The organism is Roseibium algicola (genome assembly GCF_001999245.1).
Taxonomy (GTDB): domain Bacteria; phylum Pseudomonadota; class Alphaproteobacteria; order Rhizobiales; family Stappiaceae; genus Roseibium; species Roseibium algicola.
The window spans coordinates 4,702,607-4,723,245 of the sequence record NZ_CP019630.1; the positions used below are offsets into that span (position 1 = coordinate 4,702,607).

Annotated in this window: 17 protein-coding genes; 8 read left to right on the forward strand and 9 right to left on the reverse strand. The window is 60.9% G+C overall.

Annotation, left to right across the window (positions count from 1 at the left end; translation table 11 throughout):
• Positions 1 to 37: 37 nt before the first annotated feature.
• The 7 genes from edd to B0E33_RS21800 all read right to left on the reverse strand — a co-directional run bounded on the left by edd (position 38) and on the right by B0E33_RS21800 (position 9,272).
• Positions 38 to 1,858: a phosphogluconate dehydratase gene (gene edd, locus B0E33_RS21770; protein ID WP_062488222.1), complete on the reverse strand. Its 1,821-nt coding sequence runs from the start codon at positions 1,856 to 1,858 to the stop codon at positions 38 to 40.
• A 138-nt stretch (positions 1,859 to 1,996) separates the two neighbouring features.
• Positions 1,997 to 3,472 carry a glucose-6-phosphate dehydrogenase gene (gene zwf, locus B0E33_RS21775; protein WP_055655338.1) on the reverse strand — a complete coding sequence of 492 codons (1,476 nt, stop codon included), beginning with the start codon at positions 3,470 to 3,472 and terminating at the stop codon, positions 1,997 to 1,999.
• Between the two features lie 97 nt (positions 3,473 to 3,569).
• A complete protein-coding gene (locus B0E33_RS21780; protein ID WP_077293530.1) occupies positions 3,570 to 4,517 on the reverse strand; it encodes a carbohydrate kinase family protein in 948 nt (315 codons plus the stop codon).
• A 454-nt stretch (positions 4,518 to 4,971) separates the two neighbouring features.
• The gene (locus B0E33_RS21785) at positions 4,972 to 5,769 is read right to left on the reverse strand and encodes an ATP-binding cassette domain-containing protein (protein WP_208984213.1); all 798 of its coding nucleotides are present in this window, start codon (positions 5,767 to 5,769) and stop codon (positions 4,972 to 4,974) included.
• The gene (locus B0E33_RS21790) at positions 5,745 to 6,827 is read right to left on the reverse strand and encodes an ABC transporter permease (protein ID WP_023000621.1); all 1,083 of its coding nucleotides are present in this window, start codon (positions 6,825 to 6,827) and stop codon (positions 5,745 to 5,747) included. Before B0E33_RS21790 ends, B0E33_RS21785 begins: the two co-directional genes overlap by 25 nt.
• Before the next feature lie 81 nt (positions 6,828 to 6,908).
• Positions 6,909 to 7,925 (reverse strand): sugar ABC transporter substrate-binding protein, encoded by a 1,017-nt coding sequence (locus B0E33_RS21795; protein WP_023000622.1) that lies wholly within the window; start codon positions 7,923 to 7,925, stop codon positions 6,909 to 6,911.
• Between the two features lie 24 nt (positions 7,926 to 7,949).
• Positions 7,950 to 9,272: an ROK family transcriptional regulator gene (locus B0E33_RS21800; RefSeq protein ID WP_201030462.1), complete on the reverse strand. Its 1,323-nt coding sequence runs from the start codon at positions 9,270 to 9,272 to the stop codon at positions 7,950 to 7,952.
• A 363-nt stretch (positions 9,273 to 9,635) separates the two neighbouring features.
• Between B0E33_RS21800 and ade the strand changes: the two genes are divergently transcribed.
• The 3 genes from ade to B0E33_RS21815 all read left to right on the forward strand — a co-directional run bounded on the left by ade (position 9,636) and on the right by B0E33_RS21815 (position 14,504).
• Positions 9,636 to 11,357, forward strand: coding sequence for an adenine deaminase (gene ade / locus B0E33_RS21805; RefSeq protein ID WP_077292409.1), 1,722 nt, complete (start codon positions 9,636 to 9,638; stop codon positions 11,355 to 11,357).
• Between the two features lie 13 nt (positions 11,358 to 11,370).
• Positions 11,371 to 12,528 carry an AAA family ATPase gene (locus B0E33_RS21810; RefSeq protein WP_077292410.1) on the forward strand — a complete coding sequence of 386 codons (1,158 nt, stop codon included), beginning with the start codon at positions 11,371 to 11,373 and terminating at the stop codon, positions 12,526 to 12,528.
• A 305-nt stretch (positions 12,529 to 12,833) separates the two neighbouring features.
• A complete protein-coding gene (locus B0E33_RS21815; protein WP_077292411.1) occupies positions 12,834 to 14,504 on the forward strand; it encodes a long-chain-fatty-acid--CoA ligase in 1,671 nt (556 codons plus the stop codon).
• A gap of 166 nt (positions 14,505 to 14,670) precedes the next feature.
• Here the strand turns inward: B0E33_RS21815 and B0E33_RS21820 are convergent, their stop codons facing one another.
• Positions 14,671 to 15,336 (reverse strand): helix-turn-helix transcriptional regulator, encoded by a 666-nt coding sequence (locus tag B0E33_RS21820; protein WP_077292412.1) that lies wholly within the window; start codon positions 15,334 to 15,336, stop codon positions 14,671 to 14,673.
• 137 nt (positions 15,337 to 15,473) lie between these two features.
• On the opposite strand from B0E33_RS21820, the gene B0E33_RS21825 reads away from it, so the two are divergent.
• Positions 15,474 to 16,112: a hypothetical protein gene (locus tag B0E33_RS21825; RefSeq protein ID WP_197923240.1), complete on the forward strand. Its 639-nt coding sequence runs from the start codon at positions 15,474 to 15,476 to the stop codon at positions 16,110 to 16,112.
• A gap of 29 nt (positions 16,113 to 16,141) precedes the next feature.
• On the opposite strand, the gene B0E33_RS21830 is transcribed toward B0E33_RS21825, so the two are convergent.
• Positions 16,142 to 17,122, reverse strand: coding sequence for a DMT family transporter (locus B0E33_RS21830; RefSeq protein ID WP_062488228.1), 981 nt, complete (start codon positions 17,120 to 17,122; stop codon positions 16,142 to 16,144).
• 186 nt (positions 17,123 to 17,308) lie between these two features.
• Here B0E33_RS21830 and B0E33_RS21835 point away from each other — a divergent pair, with 186 nt between their 5' ends.
• The 4 genes from B0E33_RS21835 to B0E33_RS21850 all read left to right on the forward strand — a co-directional run bounded on the left by B0E33_RS21835 (position 17,309) and on the right by B0E33_RS21850 (position 20,639).
• Positions 17,309 to 17,896 (forward strand): VOC family protein, encoded by a 588-nt coding sequence (locus tag B0E33_RS21835; RefSeq protein WP_077292413.1) that lies wholly within the window; start codon positions 17,309 to 17,311, stop codon positions 17,894 to 17,896.
• A 215-nt stretch (positions 17,897 to 18,111) separates the two neighbouring features.
• Complete coding sequence (locus tag B0E33_RS21840; protein WP_208984212.1) at positions 18,112 to 18,585, forward strand: ATP-dependent zinc protease family protein; 474 nt, start codon at positions 18,112 to 18,114, stop codon at positions 18,583 to 18,585.
• Between the two features lie 90 nt (positions 18,586 to 18,675).
• Positions 18,676 to 19,581: a 30S ribosomal protein S6--L-glutamate ligase gene (rimK, locus tag B0E33_RS21845; RefSeq protein ID WP_006932769.1), complete on the forward strand. Its 906-nt coding sequence runs from the start codon at positions 18,676 to 18,678 to the stop codon at positions 19,579 to 19,581.
• Positions 19,578 to 20,639 (forward strand): succinylglutamate desuccinylase/aspartoacylase family protein, encoded by a 1,062-nt coding sequence (locus B0E33_RS21850; protein ID WP_023000635.1) that lies wholly within the window; start codon positions 19,578 to 19,580, stop codon positions 20,637 to 20,639. The genes rimK and B0E33_RS21850 overlap by 4 nt, the downstream gene beginning before the upstream one ends.

Consider the following 20,639-nt stretch of genomic DNA (forward strand, 5'->3'; position numbering starts at 1 on the left):
TCGTGCCGAATTCACCTGGCCGATCCGGACCTGATCCTTACTCACCAAACACATGCGCGCCAGTGTCGGCCGAACCAACTGCACCGCGGAAGGCGGCGAAAAGATCCCGGCCGGTGCCGAACTGGCTCTGGCTCAGGTCAGCTTCCGCCAGCGGGCGGGCGTTGAATTCTGCTTCGTCGACCAATACTTCCAGTTTACCCGTCACCGCATCGACTCGGATCATGTCACCGTCACGGATTTTGGCGATCGGGCCGCCGGCAGCAGCTTCCGGGGTCACATGGATTGCCGCCGGGACCTTGCCGGAAGCACCAGACATGCGGCCGTCGGTAATCAGGGCGACCTTGTGGCCGCGGTCCTGAAGGATGCCGAGGCAGGGCGTCAGCTTGTGCAGTTCAGGCATGCCGATTGCCTTCGGGCCCTGGAACCGGACTACGGCGGCAACGTCGCCGGTCAGTTCCTTGTTGTTGAAGGCGGTCAGGAAATCGTTCTGGTCGTGGAAGACGCGGGCAGGTGCCTCGATGATGTGGCGTTCCTTGGCAACAGCCGAAATCTTGATGACAGCCTTGCCCATGTTCCCGGTGAGCATCTTCAGGCCGCCCGTCGGCTGGAAGGCCTTGGCAACGGGAGCCAGCACCGTTTCGTCGCCGGAGGTCTCAGGAACCTCTTCGCGTTGCACGTTGCCGTCAGCGTCGAGTTTCGCTTCCACGGTGTAACCGGAGAGGTCTGTGCCGTAGACGGTCTTCACGTCCTGGTGCAGGTAACCGTCACCCAGCAGTTCGCGGATCAGGAAGGCAAGGCCACCGGCGGCCTGGAAGTGGTTCACATCGGCCTTGCCGTTCGGATAGACGCGGGCCAGAAGCGGCACGACATCGGAGAGATCGGAGATGTCGTCCCAGGTCAGCCTGATGCCTGCAGCAGCAGCAATTGCCACCAGATGCATGGTGTGGTTGGTCGACCCACCCGTGGCGTGCAGGCCGACAACGCCGTTGACGATCGCCTTTTCGCTGATGACTTCACCGGCGGGGGTGAACTCGTTGCCGAGAGCGGAAATCGCGATGGCGCGCTTGGCCGCTTCCCTGGTCAGGGCGTCGCGCAGGGGCGTGCCCGGATTGACGAAGGAGGCACCCGGCATATGCAGGCCCATGATCTCCATCAGCATCTGGTTGGAGTTGGCCGTGCCGTAGAAGGTGCAGGTGCCCGGCGAATGATAGGCGCGTGACTCGCTTTCCAGCAGGGCGTCACGGCCGACTTTGCCTTCGGCATAGAGCTGGCGGATCTTGGCCTTCTCGTCGTTGGAAATGCCTGTCGGCATCGGACCAGCGGGAACGAACACGGCCGGCAGATGACCGAAGGAGAGGGCCGCGATGGCAAGACCGGGCACGATCTTGTCGCAGATGCCGAGAAAGACCGCTGCATCGAACATCTGATGCGACAGGCCGACGGCAGCAGCCATGGCGATCACATCGCGGGAAAACAGCGACAGTTCCATGCCGTCCTGCCCCTGGGTGACACCGTCACACATGGCCGGAACGCCACCGGCAACCTGGGCAACCGCGCCGATTTCGTGTGCGGCTTCGCGGATCAGGGCCGGATAGGTCTCATAGGGCTGGTGGGCCGACAGCATGTCGTTATAGGAGGTGATGATGCCGAGGTTCGGTACCACGTCGCCGGAAAGGGCCTGCTTGTCGGAGAGGCCACAGGCGGCGAAGCCATGGGCGAGGTTGCCACAGGACAGGCGCGAACGCTGCGGGCCCTTGTCGGCGGCCTTGCCGATGCGGTCCAGATATCTTGAGCGGCTGTCGTGACTGCGTTTGACGATCCGTTCGGTGACGTCGCCAATGCGATCCTGGATGGTCATTGCTTCAAATCCTTTGCTAGCCGCGCCGCGGCCTGGCTGGTCCTATGTCCGGCACATAGGGCGTTGCGGCGAGCTTGCCGCTCTCTAATCGATTTAAGAGGCCGGAAACGCGCAAGGCCGGGCCTTGCGCGAGTGATATCAGTTGCTGTCGTCTTCGGCCCAGGTGCGGCCGTCACGCTCGACCAGAGCGATGGAGGCGGACGGACCCCAGGTGCCGGCGGTGTAGCCTTTCGGCGTTTCCTTAGAGGCTGCCCATGCAGCCTGGATCGGGTCGATCCACGCCCAGGCGGCGTCAACTTCGTCACGGCGCATGAACAGGGTCTGGTTGCCGCGGATCACGTCCATGATCAGGCGTTCGTAGGCATCCGGGTTACGCACCTTGAAGGCTTCGGCAAAACTCATGTCGAGCGGAACCTGACGCAGGCGCATGCCGCCGGGGCCGGGGTCCTTGATCATGATCTGCATCTGGACGCCTTCATCCGGCTGCAGACGGATGATGAGGCGGTTGGCGGTGATCGCCCCGGCTTCCGCGTCGAAGATCGAATGCGGGATCGGGCGGAACTGGACGACGATTTCCGATACACGCTGCGCCAGACGCTTGCCGGTGCGCAGGTAGAAGGGCACGCCGGCCCAACGCCAGTTGGCGATTTCCGCCTTCAGGGCGACGAAGGTTTCCGTCCGGCTTTCGTTGTTGCCGAGCTCTTCCAGGTAACCGGGAACCGCACCCCCGGCCGAAGCCCCTGCGCGGTACTGGCCGCGCACGGTCAGCTTGTCGATGCTCTGCTCGTCAATCGGGGCAAGAGCTTTCAGAACTTTCAGCTTCTCGTCGCGCACGCTGTCGGCGTTCATGCTTTCCGGCGGCTCCATCGCAACAAGGCAGAGCAGCTGCAGGATGTGGTTCTGCACCATGTCGCGCAGGGCACCCGCAGTGTCGTAGTAGCCGGCACGGCCGCCGGTGCCGAGCGACTCGGCCACGGTGATCTGGACGTGGTCGATATGGGCCGCGTTCCACAGCGGCTCGAACAGGGCATTGGCAAAGCGCAGGGCCATCAGGTTCTGCACCGTTTCCTTGCCGAGATAGTGGTCGATACGGAAGATCTGGTGTTCGTTGAACACAGCGCCGACCGTGTCGTTGAGTGCCCTGGCGGACTTGCCGTCCTTGCCGATGGGCTTTTCCATGACGACGCGGGAATGGTCGTTGACGACGCCGATCCGGCCCAGGTTCTCGCAGATCGTGCCGAAGAGATCCGGGCCGACTGCAAGATAGAAGGCGCGGATGACTTCAGGGCGTTCGTCCAGGATGGTTCTCAGATCTTCAAAGCCGTCGCCTGTGGCGATGTCGATCTTGACGTAGCGCAGGCGCTTCAGGAACTGCTGAAGATGCTCGTCGTCCAGATCCTTGACGTGTTCTTCAAGCGCGGCCTTGGCATAGTCGCGATAGTCGTCGTCGGAATAGTCCCGGCGGGCACTGCAGATGATGCGGGCGTTTTCCGGCATCTGGCCGTCCGCGTCGCGGTGGTAAAGGGCAGGCAGAAGCTTGCGGTGGGCGAGGTCTCCGGAGGCTCCGAAAACGACGAGGTCGAATTCTTCAACTTCAATGACGCGTACCGCCATAAAACATCCCTTCTCACAGCTGCCAGTCCGATGGGCCGCTCCGGCCTGGACCGTTTTCGACTGCCTTTTAAATCGATTTAATTCTCTTGTCAGCCCCTCATTTCAGGGCCGACCACTCTTTTTCCAGTTCGCTCCTGCGCGGCAGATCCGCTCCCCGCCGGGAGCAAGTGATGGCAGCTGCCCCGACAGCGAAGTCAAGAAGACGATTTAGCTGGCCGGCGTCAAGGGCTGCAAGAGCATCACGGTCGGTTGCACCTAGATGTTTCAGCCCTGCAAGCAGAGCTGCCTGGAAGGTGTCGCCCGCGCCAACGGTGTCTTCAACGGTTACCTTGATGCCCGGACGGCTGACTTCGATGCCTTCGGCAAATGCGGTTGCACCGTCGCCGCCCCGTGTGACGATGACCAGCGAAGCCCCCATGCCGAGCCAGGCGCGGGCAATGGTTTCGACGGGTTCACCGGGAGCGATCAGGGCAAGGTCTTCGTCCGACACCTTGACGACATCCGTCAACGGAACAAGGCTTTCCGTATTGCGGCGCCAGAGCGCCATGTCCGGTACCACGGTCGGGCGTATGTTCGGGTCGAAGGAGACCAGCGTATGGTCTCGCTCGCGTTCGATCAGAGCCCTGAAGGCGGCCGAAACCGGCTCGACCAGTGCCGTGTAGGACCCGATGTGCAGAAACAATGGCGGTTCGTCGAACTGCGGCAGGTCATCGACGGTCACCATGCGGTCAGCCGCGTTCTCGCCGTAGAACGTATAGGCAGGAGAGCCGTGCTCATCCTTCTGGACGAGGCTGAGCGTCGTCAGGTAGTCAGTCCTCAGGATATAGCGTTCCGAAACGCCTTCACTGCGGAACTTCTGGACCAGACGTTCGCCAAGGGCATCGCGTGAAATGCCGCCGAAAAACCCGGCGTCCTCTTCAAGGCGCGCCAGCCCCATGGCCACGTTGAAGGGGGATCCGCCGATACGGGCGTCGAAAGAAACACTGTCGCCGGAACCGGCTTCTCCAAAGAGATCGAACAGTGCTTCGCCGCAAATCAAAAACATATACGTTCTGGTCTTTCGTCGTTTGTCAGGAACCGCATCGACGGCGGATTCATGGCTTTGTGTCATTTCGCGGCAGCGGCCTTTCAGACCACCGCCTCATCCGAAGGTGGCCCGCAAGGCGCCGAACTCGCCGCCCATCCTTCGAGACGAACCTTTCGGTTCTCCTCAGGATGAGGGTTCGGGTGGGAGAGGTGCTGAACCCGGAGTCTCCCGTTCCCTTATTTGTTCCAACGAGGCCTGCCAATGGCACCCGTTGAATGACCTTTCTCCACCCCACAGCGGCTTATCAAACCACCACCTCATCCTGAGGAGGGCCATAGGCCCGTCTCGAAGGATGGGCCACAAGCACCGAATTTGCCGCCCGTCCTTCGGGACGAACCTTTCGGTTCTCTTCGGGATGAGGCCTCGGGTAGGAGGCGCCGGATGAAGGCACCTCCCGTTTGTCTTCCCTGGTCTAGGCCGCCATGCTGTCCGGCGGATCCATGGCTCCGGTCATGATCGCCACCGCATCGGACATGGAAAAGTCCGACGGTTTGATGACACAAGCCCGACTGCCCAGCCGATGAATGTGGATACGGTCGGCAACCTCGAAGACATGGGGCATGTTGTGACTGATCAGCACGATGGGCAAGCCCCTGGCCCTGACATCCTTGATCAGCTCCAGCACGCGCCGGCTTTCCTTGACGCCGAGAGCGGCGGTCGGCTCGTCCATGATCACGACCTTGGAGCCGAAAGCGGCCGCCCGTGCCACCGCCACCCCCTGGCGCTGACCGCCGGAAAGCGTTTCAACGGCCTGGTTGATGTTCTGAATGGTGAGCAGCCCAAGTTCGTTCAGCTTTTCGCGGGCGATCTCTTCCATCTTCTTTCGGTCCAGCTGGCGCAGCCAGGTGCCGCGGAAGCCGGGTTTCTTCAACTCACGGCCCATGAACATGTTGTCGGTGATCGACAGGGCAGGGGACATGGCCAGGGTTTGGTACACCGTCTCTATCCCGGCTTCGCGGGCATCGATGGGCGAGGTGAAGTGAACGGGCTTGCCATCGAGCAGGATCTCTCCGCCATCAGGCTGCACGGCTCCGCTGAGAGCCTTGATCAAGGTGGATTTGCCGGCCCCGTTGTCGCCGATCACGGCGAGGATCTCGCCGGGATAGAGTTCGAAGTCGGCTCGGTCCATGGCCACGACACGGCCGTAGCGCTTGACCAGTTTACGCGCTTGCAGGACAGGTTCCATCACACAGATACCTTTCTGATCCATTGGTCGATCGCGACCGCGCCGATGATGAGGATGCCGATCAGCAGGTAGGTCCACTGCGCATCGGCGCCAAGCAGGCGCAGGCTGAGCGTGAACACACCGACGATGAGCGCCCCGAACAGGGTGCCGAGCACGGATCCACGTCCGCCGAAGAGCGAGATGCCGCCGATCACCACGGCCGTGATGGATTCGATGTTGGCAAGCTGACCGGTGGTCGGGGAGACCGAGCCGATGCGGCCGATCATCGCCCAGCCGGCGAAGGCGCAGATGAGCCCGGACAGCATGTAGACCGATATCAGAACCTTCTTCACCTGCACGCCCGAAAGCTGCGCGGCCTCCGGATCGTCGCCAACGGCGTAGACATGCCTGCCCCAGGCTGTCTGACGCAGGGCGTAGGCCAGCACCAGCACCAGAAGCACCATGAAGATGACGCCATAGGTGAAGACTGCGCCGCCGACATTGACCTTGTTGCCGAAGAACTGAAGCAGCGGTGCCACTTCGGCGATTTCCTGCGACCGGATTGTCTCATTGGCCGAATAAAGGAAGTTGGTGGCAAGCACGATCTGCCACATGCCGAGCGTCACGATGAAGGGGGGCAGCTTGACGATGGCGACAAGGAAGCCGTTGAGATACCCGCAAAAGGTACCGCAAATAAGGCCGCAGACGATGGAGACCTCCACCGGCAAACCATAGCGGAAGGTGAACTGCCCCATGACGACGGAGGACAGCACCATGATCGCGCCGACCGACAGATCGATGCCGGCGGTCAGGATGACGATGCTCTGTGCTGCCGCCACGATGCCGACGATCTGGACCTGCTGCAGGATCAGCGTCAGTGCGAAGGGGGAGAACAGTTTCGATCCGAGCAGCAGCCCGAAAACGACAAGGGAGAGTACCAGGACGATCAGCGGAACCAGTGATGGGGTCTGGTGCAGCGTGTGCTGGATTTTATGCCCGATCCCATGACGTTCGTCATCGAATGAGGCGACAGCTTGCGGTCCGGAGGTGGCAGCGGATTCGTAGTCCGCCGGCCCCTTGGCCGTTTTGCTTTCTAAGGTCATGCCCGTTTAACCTTCTTTGCGCCGGTTTTGAAAAAAGGGGCAAGGTCGCCCATGCCCCTTTTGATCTCGTCCAGGGGTGTCTTAGCCCCAGCAGAGATCCGTTCCCTTGGCGGTGTCGATGGATTCGACGCCTTCAACCGGCTTGTCGGTCACAAGGGCAACACCGGTATCGAAGAAGTCCTTGCCTTCGGTCGGCTCCGGCTTGGTGCCATTGTCGGCCCAGGCCTTGATGGCCTCGATGCCGAGCGATGCCATCAGCAGCGGATACTGCTGCGAGGTGGCGCCGATAACACCGTCCTTGACGTTCTGAACACCCGGGCAGCCGCCGTCGACAGAAACGATCAGCACGTCGTTTTCGCGGCCGATGGCCTTCAGTGCTTCATAGGCGCCGGCAGCAGCGGGTTCGTTGATCGTGTAGACCACGTTGACCATCGGATCCTTGGCGAGCAGGTTTTCCATGGCCTTGCGGCCACCTTCCTCGTTGCCTGCGGTCACGTCGTTGCCGACGATGCGCGGATCGGTTTCGTCACCCCACTTGTTCGGGTCGCCAAGCTCGATGCCGAAGCCCTGCAGGAAGCCCTGGTCACGCAGCACGCCGACGGTTGGCTGGCTGATGCCGAGATCAAGCATGGCGATCTTGGCATTGGCTGCCTCGTCGCCCAGGCTGGCCGCGGCCCACTGGCCGATCAGCTCACCTGCCTTGAAGTTGTCGGTGGCGAAGGTTGCGTCGGCTGCGTCGATGGGATCGAGCGGCGTGTCGAGTGCAATCACCAGAAGGCCGGCGTCGCGCGCCTGCTGGACAGCCGGCACGATGGACGACGTGTCGGATGCAGTCAGCAGGATGCCCTTGGCACCGTCAGCAATGCAGGTTTCGATCGCTGCCACCTGGGTTTCATGGTCGCCGTCGATCTTGCCTGCGAAGGACTTCAGTTCGATGCCGAGTTCTTCAGCCTTTGCGGTGGCGCCTTCCTTCATTTTCACGAAGAACGGGTTGGTGTCCGTCTTGGTGATCAGGCAGGCGGAGATGTCTGCTGCGACTGCCGGAGTGGCAGCCATGGCGGCGAGAACGGAACCGGTCGCGAGTAGTTTGCGGATCATTTGCGTTTTTCCTCCCTGGCCAATTCAGGTTGAACGGTTGGGTGTGGCCAGATGTGACCCCAACCGTGCTGCCCGTGCCGGAAAGCTGGCTCTATCCTCCGAGCTGCCAGCCCCGGCGGGTCCGGTGTCTTTCCCGCCCGTCAGGATTGCTGCCCTGGGCGAGAAATTGAAGAATTGCGGCAGGCTGGCTGCGCCGATGGCGCCTGCGTCGTGGCCAAAGCTGCCGATTTCGATGTCGGGTGAATGGCGTTTCTCAGGCGCGGCCTTTTCCACGGCCTTCTTCAAGGCTGCCCGGAACGTTTCCGGGAACGGGCCGCCCAGGTCGCCGTCGAGGACGACCAGCGGAACATCCAGAAGCGCATAGGCCGAGCGCAGGGCAAGTGCGAGCGCTTCGGCGCAGTCTTCCAGCCACTCGGTGTATTTCGGATCTCCGGTTTCAACCGCGTGCTGCAAGTCGGAGCGGTTGAGCTTTGGAAAATCTTCCGGCGACATGTGTCGGGCGAGTGCCACCAGCGATGCGCGGGTCAGCAGCAGGTCCCAGGAATTGCGGGCCTTTGGTGCGGTGGTCAGCGTGCTTGGCGGAACGGGGATCATGGCGACGTCGCCTGCGTTGCCGGATACACCGCGCACCACATCGCCCTTCAGGATCAGGCCGCCACCGATCGCAGGCCCAAGGAAAAGGTAGACGAAATTGTCGTTCTGCCGGCCCAGACCGTAGAAGAGTTCGGCCACCGCGGCTGCCGTGCCGTCGTTCTCGCTGAACACCGGCAGGCCGGTTGCCTTTTCAAGGGCGTCGGTCAGGTCGAAGTCTTCCCACTTCATGAAATCGGCCTGGGGCAGGCCCAGTTCGTGCAGCCAGGCACCGAGGTTGAACGGTTGCGCCAAGCCAATGCCGGTGATGCGGGACTGGTCTTCCTTGCTCAGATGCTGGCGCAGGAATTCCAGATCGTCCTTGAGGATTTCCATGGCCTCTTCGGGTGCGGGCAGGATCATGTCATGAAGCCGGCGGGCAATCAGCTGGCCGGAAAAATCCATCAACACGGTTTCCATGTTGGTCCGGTCCAGCCGCACCCCGAAGGAATAGGCGCCGCGCGGGGCAAGCCGTAGAATGGTTGCCGGTTGCCCGCGGCTGCCGTCGTGGCGCTTGCCGGCTTCCACGATCAGCCCTTCCTCGATGAGGTTCTGGATGATGGCGCCGATGGCCGCGTTTGTCAGCTGGACCGCCCGGGCGAGTTCCGCCTTGGAGGCCTCACCGGCACGCCGAAGGATCTGAAGTACGATGCGTTCGTTGTACCGACGCAATTGCGCGGAATTCGAACCACGGCCGCTTTTTGGCGTGTCCTCCACCGGTCTTGCTCCTCCCCAGGAACTGCCTGCTCTCGTCGGCGGCATCATAATAAATAAGTTTGATAAAATTATTCGCCCAAGTGGCCCGGCTGTCAATCGCAATCTGTTTTGCAACGCACGTTTTCGATATTGTGGCGCGGTAAGTCTCTGCGCAACAACACGAAAAATTCTCGCCTGCCTCGGTAACATTTTTCCGGCAGGGGCCGGTCTGGCACATCCGCGCAGCCTGGGTGCGCACGGGATTGACGGGCGATCCGTATTTCAGCTCTTTCGTGCAGGACATCCTAACACACCTTCGCGAAATCGTTGCCGGAGCTTTCAACATCCGTATTGTCGGGGATGGACGAGAATCGGAGACAAAAAATGCCGGCCACACATGATGAAGCGTTTCTGGAGCGGGCGATTGCTGCCGGGGCAGGGGAGCGTCCTGCCGATCTGGTGATCAGGAACGTCAGCCTGTTCAGCGTTGTCGATGGATCCACGATCGAAACGGATATTGCGATCGTCGGTGACAGGATCGTCGGCACACACGGGCAGTATGAAGCCGCGGAAACCATCGACGGCAGCGGACTGACCGCCGTTCCCGGTTTCATCGACACGCATCTTCATGTGGAATCGTCTCTGGTCACACCGTTCGAGTTTGACCGCTGCGTGCTGCCGCACGGAGTGACCACAGCCATTTGCGATCCGCATGAGATTGCCAACGTTCTGGGTGCCGAAGGGATCCGATATTTCCTGGACAGTTCTCTGGAAACGGTGATGGACCTCAGGGTCAACCTCTCGTCCTGCGTTCCCGCGACGGCTTTCGAGACGGCCGGGGCCTGTCTGGAGATCGAGGACCTTCTGCCGTTCCGCGATCATCCAAGTGTGATCGGCCTTGCCGAATTCATGAATTTTCCAGGTGTGCTTGCGCGCGATCCCAAGGTGCTGGCAAAGCTCGCCGCGTTTCAAGACGGTCATATCGACGGCCATGCGCCTCTGCTTCAGGGCATCGGCCTCAACGGTTATCTGGCCGCGGGCATCCGCACCGATCACGAGGCAACCTCCGCCGAGGAGGCGCTGGAAAAGCTCGCCAAAGGCATGACGATCCTGATGCGTGAAGGCTCCGTTTCCAAGGACCTGGAAGCGCTTGCCCCGATCCTGACACCGGATGTTTCCGCGTTCGTCGCGTTGTGCACGGACGACCGCAATCCGCTGGATATCGCCGAAGAGGGCCATCTCGACAGCATGATCCGCCGCCTGATCGCCAAGGGCATTCGTCCGCTCGACGCCTATCGGGCCGCAAGCTGGTCGGCGGCCAATGCCTTCGGCCTGAAAGACAAGGGTGTGATTGCACCGGGCAAGCGCGCAGACATTGCGCTGTTGAGCGACTTTGCCGATTGCCGAGTGGCGCAAGTGATCTGCGGCGGTGTTCAGGCGACGGACGCGGCCTTTGCAAAAAGAACCATCGTCCCGCCGGTTGGCCTCGACAGCGTGCATGTCGGCCAGGTCACCGCGTCAAAGTTCGATATACCGGCGCGCAACAGCGAGGCCGACGTCATCGGCGTGGTGCCGGGCAGGATCATCACCGAACACCTGAAGCGCACCCTGCCGGTTACCGGCGGCAAGACGCTGGCCGATCTTGACCAGGATGTGCTGAAGGTCGCTGTCGTCGAACGGCACAAGGGCACGGGCAACATCGGGCTCGGATTCGTCAATGGTTTCGGCATGAAACAGGGCGCAATTGCTTCGTCCGTCGGCCATGACAGCCACAACATCTGCGTGGTTGGCGCGGACGAGGAAGCCATGGCGCACGCGGTCAATCGGGTGATCGCCATGAAGGGTGGATTTGCGGTTGCCGACAAGGGCGGAGTGAAGGCTGAGCTTGCCCTGCCGCTGGCGGGACTGATGAGCCTCGAACCGTTCGAAACGGTGAAGGAGGAGCTGGAGCATCTTCGTGCCGCCGCCAAGGATCTCGGCTGCACGCTGGCCGAACCGTTCCTTCAGGTCGCCTTCCTACCGTTGCCGGTCATTCCGCATCTGAAGATCACCGATTTTGGCGTCTTCGACGTCAACAAATTCGAACTGGTGGATCAGGGGAGCTGAAACAGGTCTTTCGATGATCCTCACTCTTGCCGTTTCCGGATACCGCTCGCTACGCGACATCGTCTTGCCGCTCGACCGCATCACCCTGGTGACGGGCGCAAACGGCAGCGGCAAATCGAGCCTTTACCGGTCGATTCGTTTGCTGGCCGAAGTCTCGCAGGGCCAGGCGATCGCCTCGCTGGCGGCAGAAGGTGGCCTCAATTCGACGCTCTGGGCCGGCCCTGAAGCTTTCTCCCGCGCCATGAAACAGGGCGAAGTGCCGGTTCAGGGAACCGTGCGCAAGGGCGTGGTCAGCCTGAAGCTGGGCTTTGCCGATGAGGACTACGGCTATGCGATAGATCTCGGTCTGCCGGCTGACGCCGGGCGGTCGCTGTTTTCCATGGATCCGGAAATCAAGACCGAGGCCCTTTGGGCCGGCGAAGCATTGTCCCGTTCGAACGAAATCGCGGCCAGAAACGGCCCGACGGTTCGGGTTCTCAACAGCCAGGGGCAGCGCATACCGGTATTCCAGAACCTTGCCCGCTTCGACAGCATGATGACCCATGCCGCCGATCCGAAAGACGGTCTGGAACTTCTGGTCATGCGTGAGCGCATGCGCGCCTGGCGCTTTTATGATCACCTGCGCACCGACAGGGACGCTCCCGCGCGGTTTCCCAAGATAGGAACACGGACACCTGTGCTGAGCGGGGATGGCGGGGATCTGGCAGCCGCTCTTCAGACCATCCTGGAAATTGGTGACGAGCGGGCCCTGGAAGAAGCTGTCGATGACGCGTTCCCCGGAGCATCCGTCAGGATTTCGGTCAACGACGGCTATTTTGAACCGCTGATGCAGCAGAAGGGGCTGTTGCGCGAGCTACGGGCCAGTGAACTGTCTGACGGAACGCTCCGGTATCTCCTGTTGACGGCGGCGCTCCTGTCTCCGCGCCCGGCGCCCTTGGTGGTGCTGAACGAGCCCGAGACAAGCCTCCATCCGGCATTGCTGGAGCCTCTCGCCCGGCTGATTGCACGGGCCGCGGAAAAGACGCAGGTGATCGTCGTTTCCCATGCGGAAGAACTGGTGTCCGTGCTGTCGTCGGAAAGAGGCTGCATGCGCTACGATCTGCGCAAGGAACTTGGCGAGACGGTTGTGGATAGCGCTGACACACCTCGCTGGAACTGGCCAAAGAGATAAACCGCCTGTTTTGCGGAGTTGTCTATAAGTTTTTGATTTGACGTCTCTATTGCCAACCGGCTCAGCTGGCTTATCTTAAGCGGATGGTTCTTCGCGCGCAAAAAAACGACGAGGTGTCGTTACGTCGCGAGTTGACGTGAACGGAAGGTTGCGTCATGTCAGAAGAGACCCAAAGAGGTGACGCCTCATTGGTGGCCGGGCCCTTGAGGAGGACCATTTCGCGGTACGGATTTTGTCCGGATCACGAAATTTCAGGATAAAGGCCCGTCCGCGCAGTGAAGCGATAAAACGCGTTGGAGAACGTAATGACGACTGCGGAGGAGTGGAACGCGGCGTTCAAGCCCCGTCCAGTACACGAGTATCTCGAGACGACCGTTGCCCAATACGGGACCCGTCCTGCCTGTGATTTCATGGGCAAGGTGTGGACTTATGCCGAGTTCGGAGCGCTGGTCGACAGGACGGCTGCCGGACTGCAGGCGATGGGCGTCGGCCCGGGTGTTCACGTCGGCCTGTGCCTGCCAAACACACCTTTCTACACGATCTTCTATTTCGCGGTTCTGAAGATCGGCGCCACGGTCGCCAACTTCAATCCGCTCTACGTCGAGCGCGAACTGTCGTTCCAGGCGCGAGATGCCGATGTGCGCATCATGGTGACCATGGATCTGAAGGTGATCTACGACAAGGTCGAGGAGGTTCGCAAGGAACGGGCGCTCGACAAGATCATTGTCTGCCCGATGGCCTGGTGCCTGCCGACGATCAAGAAGGTGCTGTTCAGTCTGTTCAAGCGAAAGGAACTGGCGGACATTCCCCTTGATGACGCCCACATTCGTTTCGAAGACCTGCAGACGAGGGGAGACAAGCCCAAGCCGGTCGCAATCGATCCGGCAAACGATATCGCGGTGCTGCAGTATACCGGGGGCACCACCGGCGTTCCCAAGGGCGCGATGCTGACGCACAGAAACCTGTCGGCCAATATCGAGCAGATGCGCTGCGTCTTCGAAAAGGCGCGGCCGGGCCAAGAAAAGATGCTGTGCGTTCTGCCGTTCTTCCACGTCTTCGCAATGACGGTGGGGCAGAACCTGTCAATCATTCTGGGCGCTGAAATGGTGCTGCAGCCGCGCTTTGAGCTGAAGTCACTGCTCGAAGCGGTCAAGCGCAAGAAAGTGACCCTCTTTCCGGGTGTGCCGACGATCTACACGGCCATCAACAACTCGCCCATGACGGCGAATTACGATCTGACCAGCATCAGGATCTGCTTGTCGGGCGGCGCGCCTTTGCCGGTGGAGGTCAAGGAAAGCTTTGAAAAGATCACGGGCTGCATTCTGGTGGAAGGGTACGGCCTCACCGAAACGTCGCCAGTTGCCGCGGTCAACCCGCTGGACGACAGTCGCCGGGCGGGGTCCATCGGAAGGCTGGTGCCGGGGACCAGTGCCCGCTTCGTGAGCATCGAGGACCGCGAAACCGTGGTTCCGGCAGGCGAGAAGGGCGAGTTGCTGCTGCATGGGCCCCAGGTGATGAAGGGCTACTGGAAGCGCGAGGACGCGACCGCCGAGACCATCACACAAGACGGCTATCTGCATACGGGTGATGTCGGTTATCAGGATGATGGCGGCTTTATCTATCTGGTCGACAGGATCAAGGACCTGATCCTGTGCTCTGGATACAACGTCTATCCGCGTGTCATCGAGGAAGCGATCTACCAGCACGAGGCCGTGGACGAGACCATCGTCATTGCCGTGCCGGATGCCTATCGCGGCCAGAGCCCGAAGGCCTTCATCAAGTTGAAGGAAGGCCATTCGCTCACCGCCGATGACATGAAGGCCTTCCTGAAGGACCATTTGTCGACGATCGAACTGCCAAGAGACTATGAGTTCCGTGACGAGTTGCCGAAAACCATGGTCGGCAAATTGTCGAAGAAGGAACTGGTCGAGGAAGAAGCCCAGAAGCGGGCAGCGGCGGAAGCCCGGAGCGCCTGAGCGCACCGTTCCTGAAAACACTGGGAGCGCTCTCAATCGAGCGCTTCCGCGCAATGCTTTCTGTCTAAACCGGCACAATTTTCATGTCACGCAGGGCGGGTTTCCACCTGACAAGCAGACACACTGCTGTCGCATATACCCGTTGCAACGGAGCGGCGTGATTGCCTCACAGTGTCTTTAAATAGTCCTGAAATTCCTTGCCCGGCTCCTTCGGAAACCGTGTGTCGGTGATCGCAAATGACCTGATGCGGTCGAGCCGGAAATTCCGGAAGCCGTTCCGTACTTCGCACCACGCAGTCAGCACCCAGACACTTTCGAAGGCGGTCAGTCCCAGCGGGCGGGTGAGGCGTTCACTGACGCGGTCTTGCAGGTCGCTGTAGCCGAGTTGCACCTTGCGCCGTTTGCGGATGGCATCGCGCAACGGAGACAGGGCGTCATGTCCTTGTGCCGAGGAGGCCTTGCCGACCGCAAGCAACGGACGGTTCAGCGAGCGTTCGCCTTCGGACAGAACAGCTCCAAGCTTGCCGAGCACCCGCTCGGCCGTTTCGCGCATGGTTTTGTCGCCACGTGCCTTGACCATGCGAATGCCGAGCAGGATGACATCCAGCTCGTCCGGATCGAACTGCATTGGCGGCAGAAAATAGCCGCGTTCAAGAACGTAGCCGACACCGCCTTCACCGCGAATGGGCGCGCCCATCGCCTTAAGCGTGGCCATGTCCCGATAAATGGTGCGTTCCGTCACGCCCAGCAGCTCCGCAAGCATGGCGGCCGGAACGGCGCCTCTGCGGCTGCGCAGGGTATCCAGGATGGAAAACAGCCTGATGGTTCGCATGGGGTTCGGTCTCCGGCAGGTTTCTGCAAGGCGCTCGCTGCGGTCCAGTTTCCGGCGACCATAGACGCATCCCCCTGACAGAAGCTGTCTCTGACCTCTTCTATAGAGCTGGCAGCAGAAACACGGAAGGACATCTCATGCTGCGAAAAGAACTGGGACCGATGAAAGTGATGGGGTTTGCCCGCTACGAGGCGAAAGCGGGCGTTGGTGCGCCGGACCTGATAACGGCCGCCCACCTGTGGCAGAAGGAGTTCCTGAGCAACCAGCCGGGCATCGCCTTTCACTGCTTCTTAGGCAATGCAACAGGCGGTTATGCCGATGCAATTCTGGCAAGGGATGAGGCCAGTTTCGCAGCCATGTCCGAGGCGCATATGCAGGCTGCGTGCTCAAGGGCATTCATGGAATTGCTGGAGCCCGGCAGCATTCGCCTGTGTCTCAACCGTCTGATGAAAGACCTCGAGGCGGTGCCGGACGGATTTTCCGCCATCGAATTCGGTACCTTTCGTCCCAGGAACGACGGCAGCTTTTCAGAAGAGGCGCTGATGGCTGCGTCCGGACGGATCGAGAGGGAGTATCTTGCCCCCTTGCCGGAAACCAGGGCGCATCTGATGGCGCGGGCAGGGGAGGATACCTATTCGGAGATCTGCTTTGTGGAAACGGAAGGTGCTGCCAGGGAGATCTGCGGAGGCTATGTGTCGAACGCGGCCTGTGCGCCGCTTTTGAACCTGTTTGATCCCGCCAGCGTCGATCTGGATTTCTGGCACGTGCTTGCCTGAGCCGGCAGGCGACCTAATCGCCTGACGGTCTAGCTATTGTACCCGCGTCCGTCCGAGGCCCTTGCCAGTTTCTGGCCGCGTTTGGCCTCGCGGCGGACAGTGTAGATCGACGCGGCGATGATGACGGCGGCGCCCACCAGTGTTTCCACACGCGGCCACTGGTGGAAAACCAGGGCGCCGAAAACGGTGGCATAGAGCAGCCTTGTGTAGTCCAGCGAGGCAATGGCGGTGGCTTCGCCGGCGCGGAATGCCTGGATATTGGCCATCTGGGCTGCCCAGGACACGATGCCGATCCCAAGAAGAATTCCCCATTGTGCCAGGGTCGGGCTCTGCCAGGTCAGGATGGCGGGGATGATCATGATCAGCCCGACGCCGAAAGCCTGGTAGGTCAGGATGGTGACCGGGGGATCGGTACGCGTCAGCAGGCGGACGACAATCATCACCAGGCCGGCACAGGCCGCTCCGGCAATGGCGAGCAGCGCAAAGGGATCGATCAGCCCGTCGCCTTGCGGGCGGAGCATCAGAACAACCCCCAGAAAGCCGACGATGGTGGCACCCCAGCGGTGCACACCGACTGTTTCTCCCAGCAACCAGATGGCGAAGATCGTGAGGAAGAACGTCTTGGAGAAGCTGATTGCCGTGGCATCGGCCAACGGCAGTTCGATGACGGCCGTGAAGCCGCAGAGCATGGCGGTCGCGGCAACCACGATACGGGTCAGCTGAAGTCCGGGACGTTTTGTTGCCAGGGAGGTCGGCAATCCGCTGAGGATCTTCGGGGCAACGATGGCAAGCATGATGCCCTGGCGGATCACCAGGATTTGGAACACCGTCAGGTCCTTGCCGAGCAGCTTGATCAGGGTGACCATGATCGAGAACAGAAAGGCGGCCAGAAGGATCCAGAGCGCGCCGATGGTGTTCGACGGCAGGTTCTCCGTCAGGCTGGTCACCTTGCGCCGAAGACGGTTGCCGGTTGCCTCGGAAGGCTCCGGCTGTTGGGTGGGCATGTCCATCGTGAATCCTTGCCGGAGGGTATGCGGATGCGGCGGCGCATTGGGCCGGAGCACAGGCAAGACTCGGATAAGGCTGTTTGTTGCAGTTGAAACAAGCTTAGCGCTTTTCGCTGAGAAGGAAAGAGGGCGGCTGTTTGCCATCGCCAGCAGATGCAATTTAAACTGCGCCGAACGGGGAGGACTTCCATGGAAAAAATCCAGACGCAGGGCGTGCATCACATCACTCTTGTCGGGGCCGACAGGCAGACTTCCATCGATTTCTGGGAAGGGCTGCTGGGCATGCCTTTCGTGTTCGAGCAGCCCAATCTGGACGATGAAAACCAGAGCCATCTCTATTTCGATCCGGGCGACGGCCGTCTCATCACGATCTTCACCAACGAAGACCGCAAACCGGACCCGGAGCCGGCTCCCCAGACAATCGGCTGTGTTCACCACCTGGCACTTGCCGTATCGCAGGCAACCTTTCGGCAGATTGCCGAGCGGCTTGATGTACGCGGCATATCGCACAGCGGTCCGAAGGATCGCGGCTTCATGGATTCCATCTATTTCCGTGACCCGCTCGGGCTGCTGATCGAACTGGCCAGTTATCGCTTTGTACCGCCGGAAGGCGTGGCCATGGGCGAGGTCATGCTGGAAGCACACAAGATCCGGGTGGCGCGGGGTGACTACAACATTCAGGAAGTCCATCTTGCCGATGCCATCGAGCAGTTGACGCGCGAAACGAGGCGCAGCCTGTCTGACGACCGGCGCCCGAAGAACCCGTACAAGCGGTAGGGCGTCATCCGGGTGTTGCACCTGCCAGACGTTCTTTGCACTCGCTCGCAAATTCGCTTGCGCGCCGATGTGAATCATGATGATGAGCTGCGTCCGAAATCTTGTTTTCAGACCGGACCGCAACCTCAGTTGCGCTCTCCGGCGGGCCATGCAATGCTCGGTTAACAAGGTCGTTTGGGAAAGGCCCCAGCAAGGGGGCTCCAGGGTTTTTTTGAATGACAATGGCTAAGAAGGGGCGTCCCTTGGCCGCTGCCGATATCATCGGCTGGCGTGAAATCGTGAGCCTTCCCGAACTGGGCGTTTTCGATATGCGTGCCAAGATCGACACCGGCGCACGCACCTCGGCGCTCCATGCCGAAGAACAGGAAGTGTTCGAACGCGACGGCCGGACCTGGGTACGTTTCCGGGTGCCTGCCTCGCGTCATCACAGCGATTTCCGGGCGGAGGTTCCGGTTCTGGACGAGCGCAACATCAAGAACACCAGCGGTGTTCCCGAGCGGCGCATTGTCATCCGGACGTTACTTCATCTTGGAAAACATCACTGGCATGTGGATGTGTCGCTGGCGGACAGGTCGAACATGGGGTTCGACATGATCCTCGGCCGGACGGCGATCAGGCGGCACAACGTGCTGGTGCATGCCGGCCGGTCTTTCCTGGCGGGAAAGCCCGCGCTGGCAACAAAACACTAAGCTGCGCGTTTACGTGGCAGGAAACAATCACTGAAAATTCGGTGTCGCAACACCGGTCGGAACGAGGCTGAGACCGAGGGACTTGAACCAATGAAAATTGCTATGATGGCACGGAATCCCGAGCTCTATTCGCACAAGCGCCTGAAGGACGCTGCCGAGGAGCGCGGTCACGAACTGGAAATCATCAACACCCTGCGCTGCTACATGAACATCGCCTCGCGGCGGCCGGAAATCTATTACAACGGTAGCAAGCTGACCGGCTTCGACGCGGTAATTCCGAGGATCGGCGCATCGGTCACTTTTTACGGTCTGGCCGTGTTGCGCCAGTTCGAGATGATGGGCGTCTACCCGCTGAACGAATCCGTTGCTATCGGACGGTCGCGCGACAAGCTTCGGTCGATGCAGCTGCTTGCCCGCGACGGGATCGGCCTGCCGGTGACGACCTTCGCTCACGATCCGAAGATGACCGAGGAAGTGCTGGCGACCGCCGGCGGTGCGCCGGTTGTGATCAAGCTGCTGGAGGGCACGCAGGGCATCGGTGTGGTTCTTGCCGATACGGAGCGGTCTGCCAAGTCGGTGATCGAGGCGTTTCGCGGTGCCAACGTGAACATCCTGGTGCAGGAATTCATCAAGGAAGCCGGCGGCACCGACATCCGTGCGCTGGTGGTTGGCGGCAAGGTGATTGCGGCCATGAAGCGGACGGGTGCGGAGGGCGAATTCCGTTCCAACCTGCACCGCGGCGGCAGTGCGGCCGCCATCAAGATTTCTCCCGAGGAACGTTCGACTGCCATTCGCGCGGCAAAGACCATGGGGCTGAACGTCTGCGGTGTCGATATGCTGCGCTCCAACCATGGCCCGGTGGTGATGGAGGTCAACTCCTCGCCCGGGCTGGAGGGCGTTGAAAAGGCAACGGGTATTGATGTTGCCGGCAAGATCATCGACTTTATTGCCAAGAATGCCCAGGTTGGCAAAACCAAGACCAAGGGACGCGGTTGACCACAAAAGTGAAAGCCTTCGAGATCGGCGACCACAAGATCGCACCGGGAACCCGGCGTACGATCGATCTGCCGGTCAGCGTGCTGTCGGACCACACGCCCGTGACGATGTCCGTGCATGTCCTGCATGGAAGCAAACCCGGGCCGGTCATGTTCGTCAGTGCGGCCGTGCATGGTGACGAGGTCATCGGTGTGGAGATCGCACGCCGTGTCCTGAAAGCGCCACAGCTTGAAATCCAGGAACTGGACAAGCTGAAGGGTACGCTGATGGTCATCCCGATCGTCAATGCGTTCGGTTTTCTGAACCATTCGCGCTATCTGCCTGACCGGCGTGACCTGAACCGCTCGTTCCCCGGTAGCCTGCGCGGCTCGCTGGCCGGGCGGCTGGCGCATCTTTTCATGAGTGAGATCGTCAACCGGTCTGATTATGGCATCGACCTGCATTCGGCGGCCATTCACCGGACCAACCTGCCGCAGATCCGCGTTTCGCCTTCACGGGCAGACACGCTGTCGCTCGCGAAAGCTTTCGGTGCTCCGGTCATCCTGACCTCCAAGGTGCGCGATGGGTCTTTGCGACAGGCCGCACAGCTGAAGGGAACCGACGTCCTGGTGTTCGAGGCGGGCGAAGGCCTGCGGTTTGACGAAATGGCGATCAGGGCCGGCGTTTCCGGCGTCTTGCGCGTGATGCGCTCCTTGAAGATGTTGGGCGCCAAGGGCATCACGCGGCCAAAGGCCCGTTCGATCCTCAGCAAGACGAGCTACTGGGTCCGTTCGCCGGCCGGTGGATTGTTGCGGCCGTTCAAATCGGTCGGCGATGTTGTCGAACCCGGTATGCTGCTTGGCATCACCTCTGATCCGTTCGGCGAGAAGGAACGGAACGTGCTGGCCGAACTGGGTGGGCTCATCGTGGGCAGAACCAACCTTCCGGTGGTCAACGAAGGGGACGGGCTGTTTCATATCGCCGAGTTCAACGAACGATACGACGCTGAAACGACCCTCGACAGCCTGGCTTCCCAGCTTGAGGCCGATCCGCTGTTCGACGAAGACGAAATCATCTAG

Bases quoted from the DNA above. Each gene is read 5' to 3' on its own strand.
- edd (WP_062488222.1), bottom strand. From the start codon at position 1,858: ATGACCATCCAGGATCGCATTGGCGACGTCACCGAACGGATCGTCAAA.
- zwf (WP_055655338.1), bottom strand. From the start codon at position 3,472: ATGGCGGTACGCGTCATTGAAGTTGAAGAATTCGACCTCGTCGTTTTC.
- B0E33_RS21780 (WP_077293530.1), bottom strand. From the start codon at position 4,517: ATGTTTTTGATTTGCGGCGAAGCACTGTTCGATCTCTTTGGAGAAGCC.
- B0E33_RS21785 (WP_208984213.1), bottom strand. From the start codon at position 5,769: ATGGATCAGAAAGGTATCTGTGTGATGGAACCTGTCCTGCAAGCGCGT.
- B0E33_RS21790 (WP_023000621.1), bottom strand. From the start codon at position 6,827: ATGACCTTAGAAAGCAAAACGGCCAAGGGGCCGGCGGACTACGAATCC.
- B0E33_RS21795 (WP_023000622.1), bottom strand. From the start codon at position 7,925: ATGATCCGCAAACTACTCGCGACCGGTTCCGTTCTCGCCGCCATGGCT.
- ade (WP_077292409.1), top strand. From the start codon at position 9,636: ATGCCGGCCACACATGATGAAGCGTTTCTGGAGCGGGCGATTGCTGCC.
- B0E33_RS21810 (WP_077292410.1), top strand. From the start codon at position 11,371: ATGATCCTCACTCTTGCCGTTTCCGGATACCGCTCGCTACGCGACATC.
- B0E33_RS21815 (WP_077292411.1), top strand. From the start codon at position 12,834: ATGACGACTGCGGAGGAGTGGAACGCGGCGTTCAAGCCCCGTCCAGTA.
- B0E33_RS21820 (WP_077292412.1), bottom strand. From the start codon at position 15,336: ATGCGAACCATCAGGCTGTTTTCCATCCTGGATACCCTGCGCAGCCGC.
- B0E33_RS21825 (WP_197923240.1), top strand. From the start codon at position 15,474: ATGCTGCGAAAAGAACTGGGACCGATGAAAGTGATGGGGTTTGCCCGC.
- B0E33_RS21830 (WP_062488228.1), bottom strand. From the start codon at position 17,122: ATGGACATGCCCACCCAACAGCCGGAGCCTTCCGAGGCAACCGGCAAC.
- B0E33_RS21835 (WP_077292413.1), top strand. From the start codon at position 17,309: ATGGAAAAAATCCAGACGCAGGGCGTGCATCACATCACTCTTGTCGGG.
- B0E33_RS21840 (WP_208984212.1), top strand. From the start codon at position 18,112: ATGACAATGGCTAAGAAGGGGCGTCCCTTGGCCGCTGCCGATATCATC.
- rimK (WP_006932769.1), top strand. From the start codon at position 18,676: ATGAAAATTGCTATGATGGCACGGAATCCCGAGCTCTATTCGCACAAG.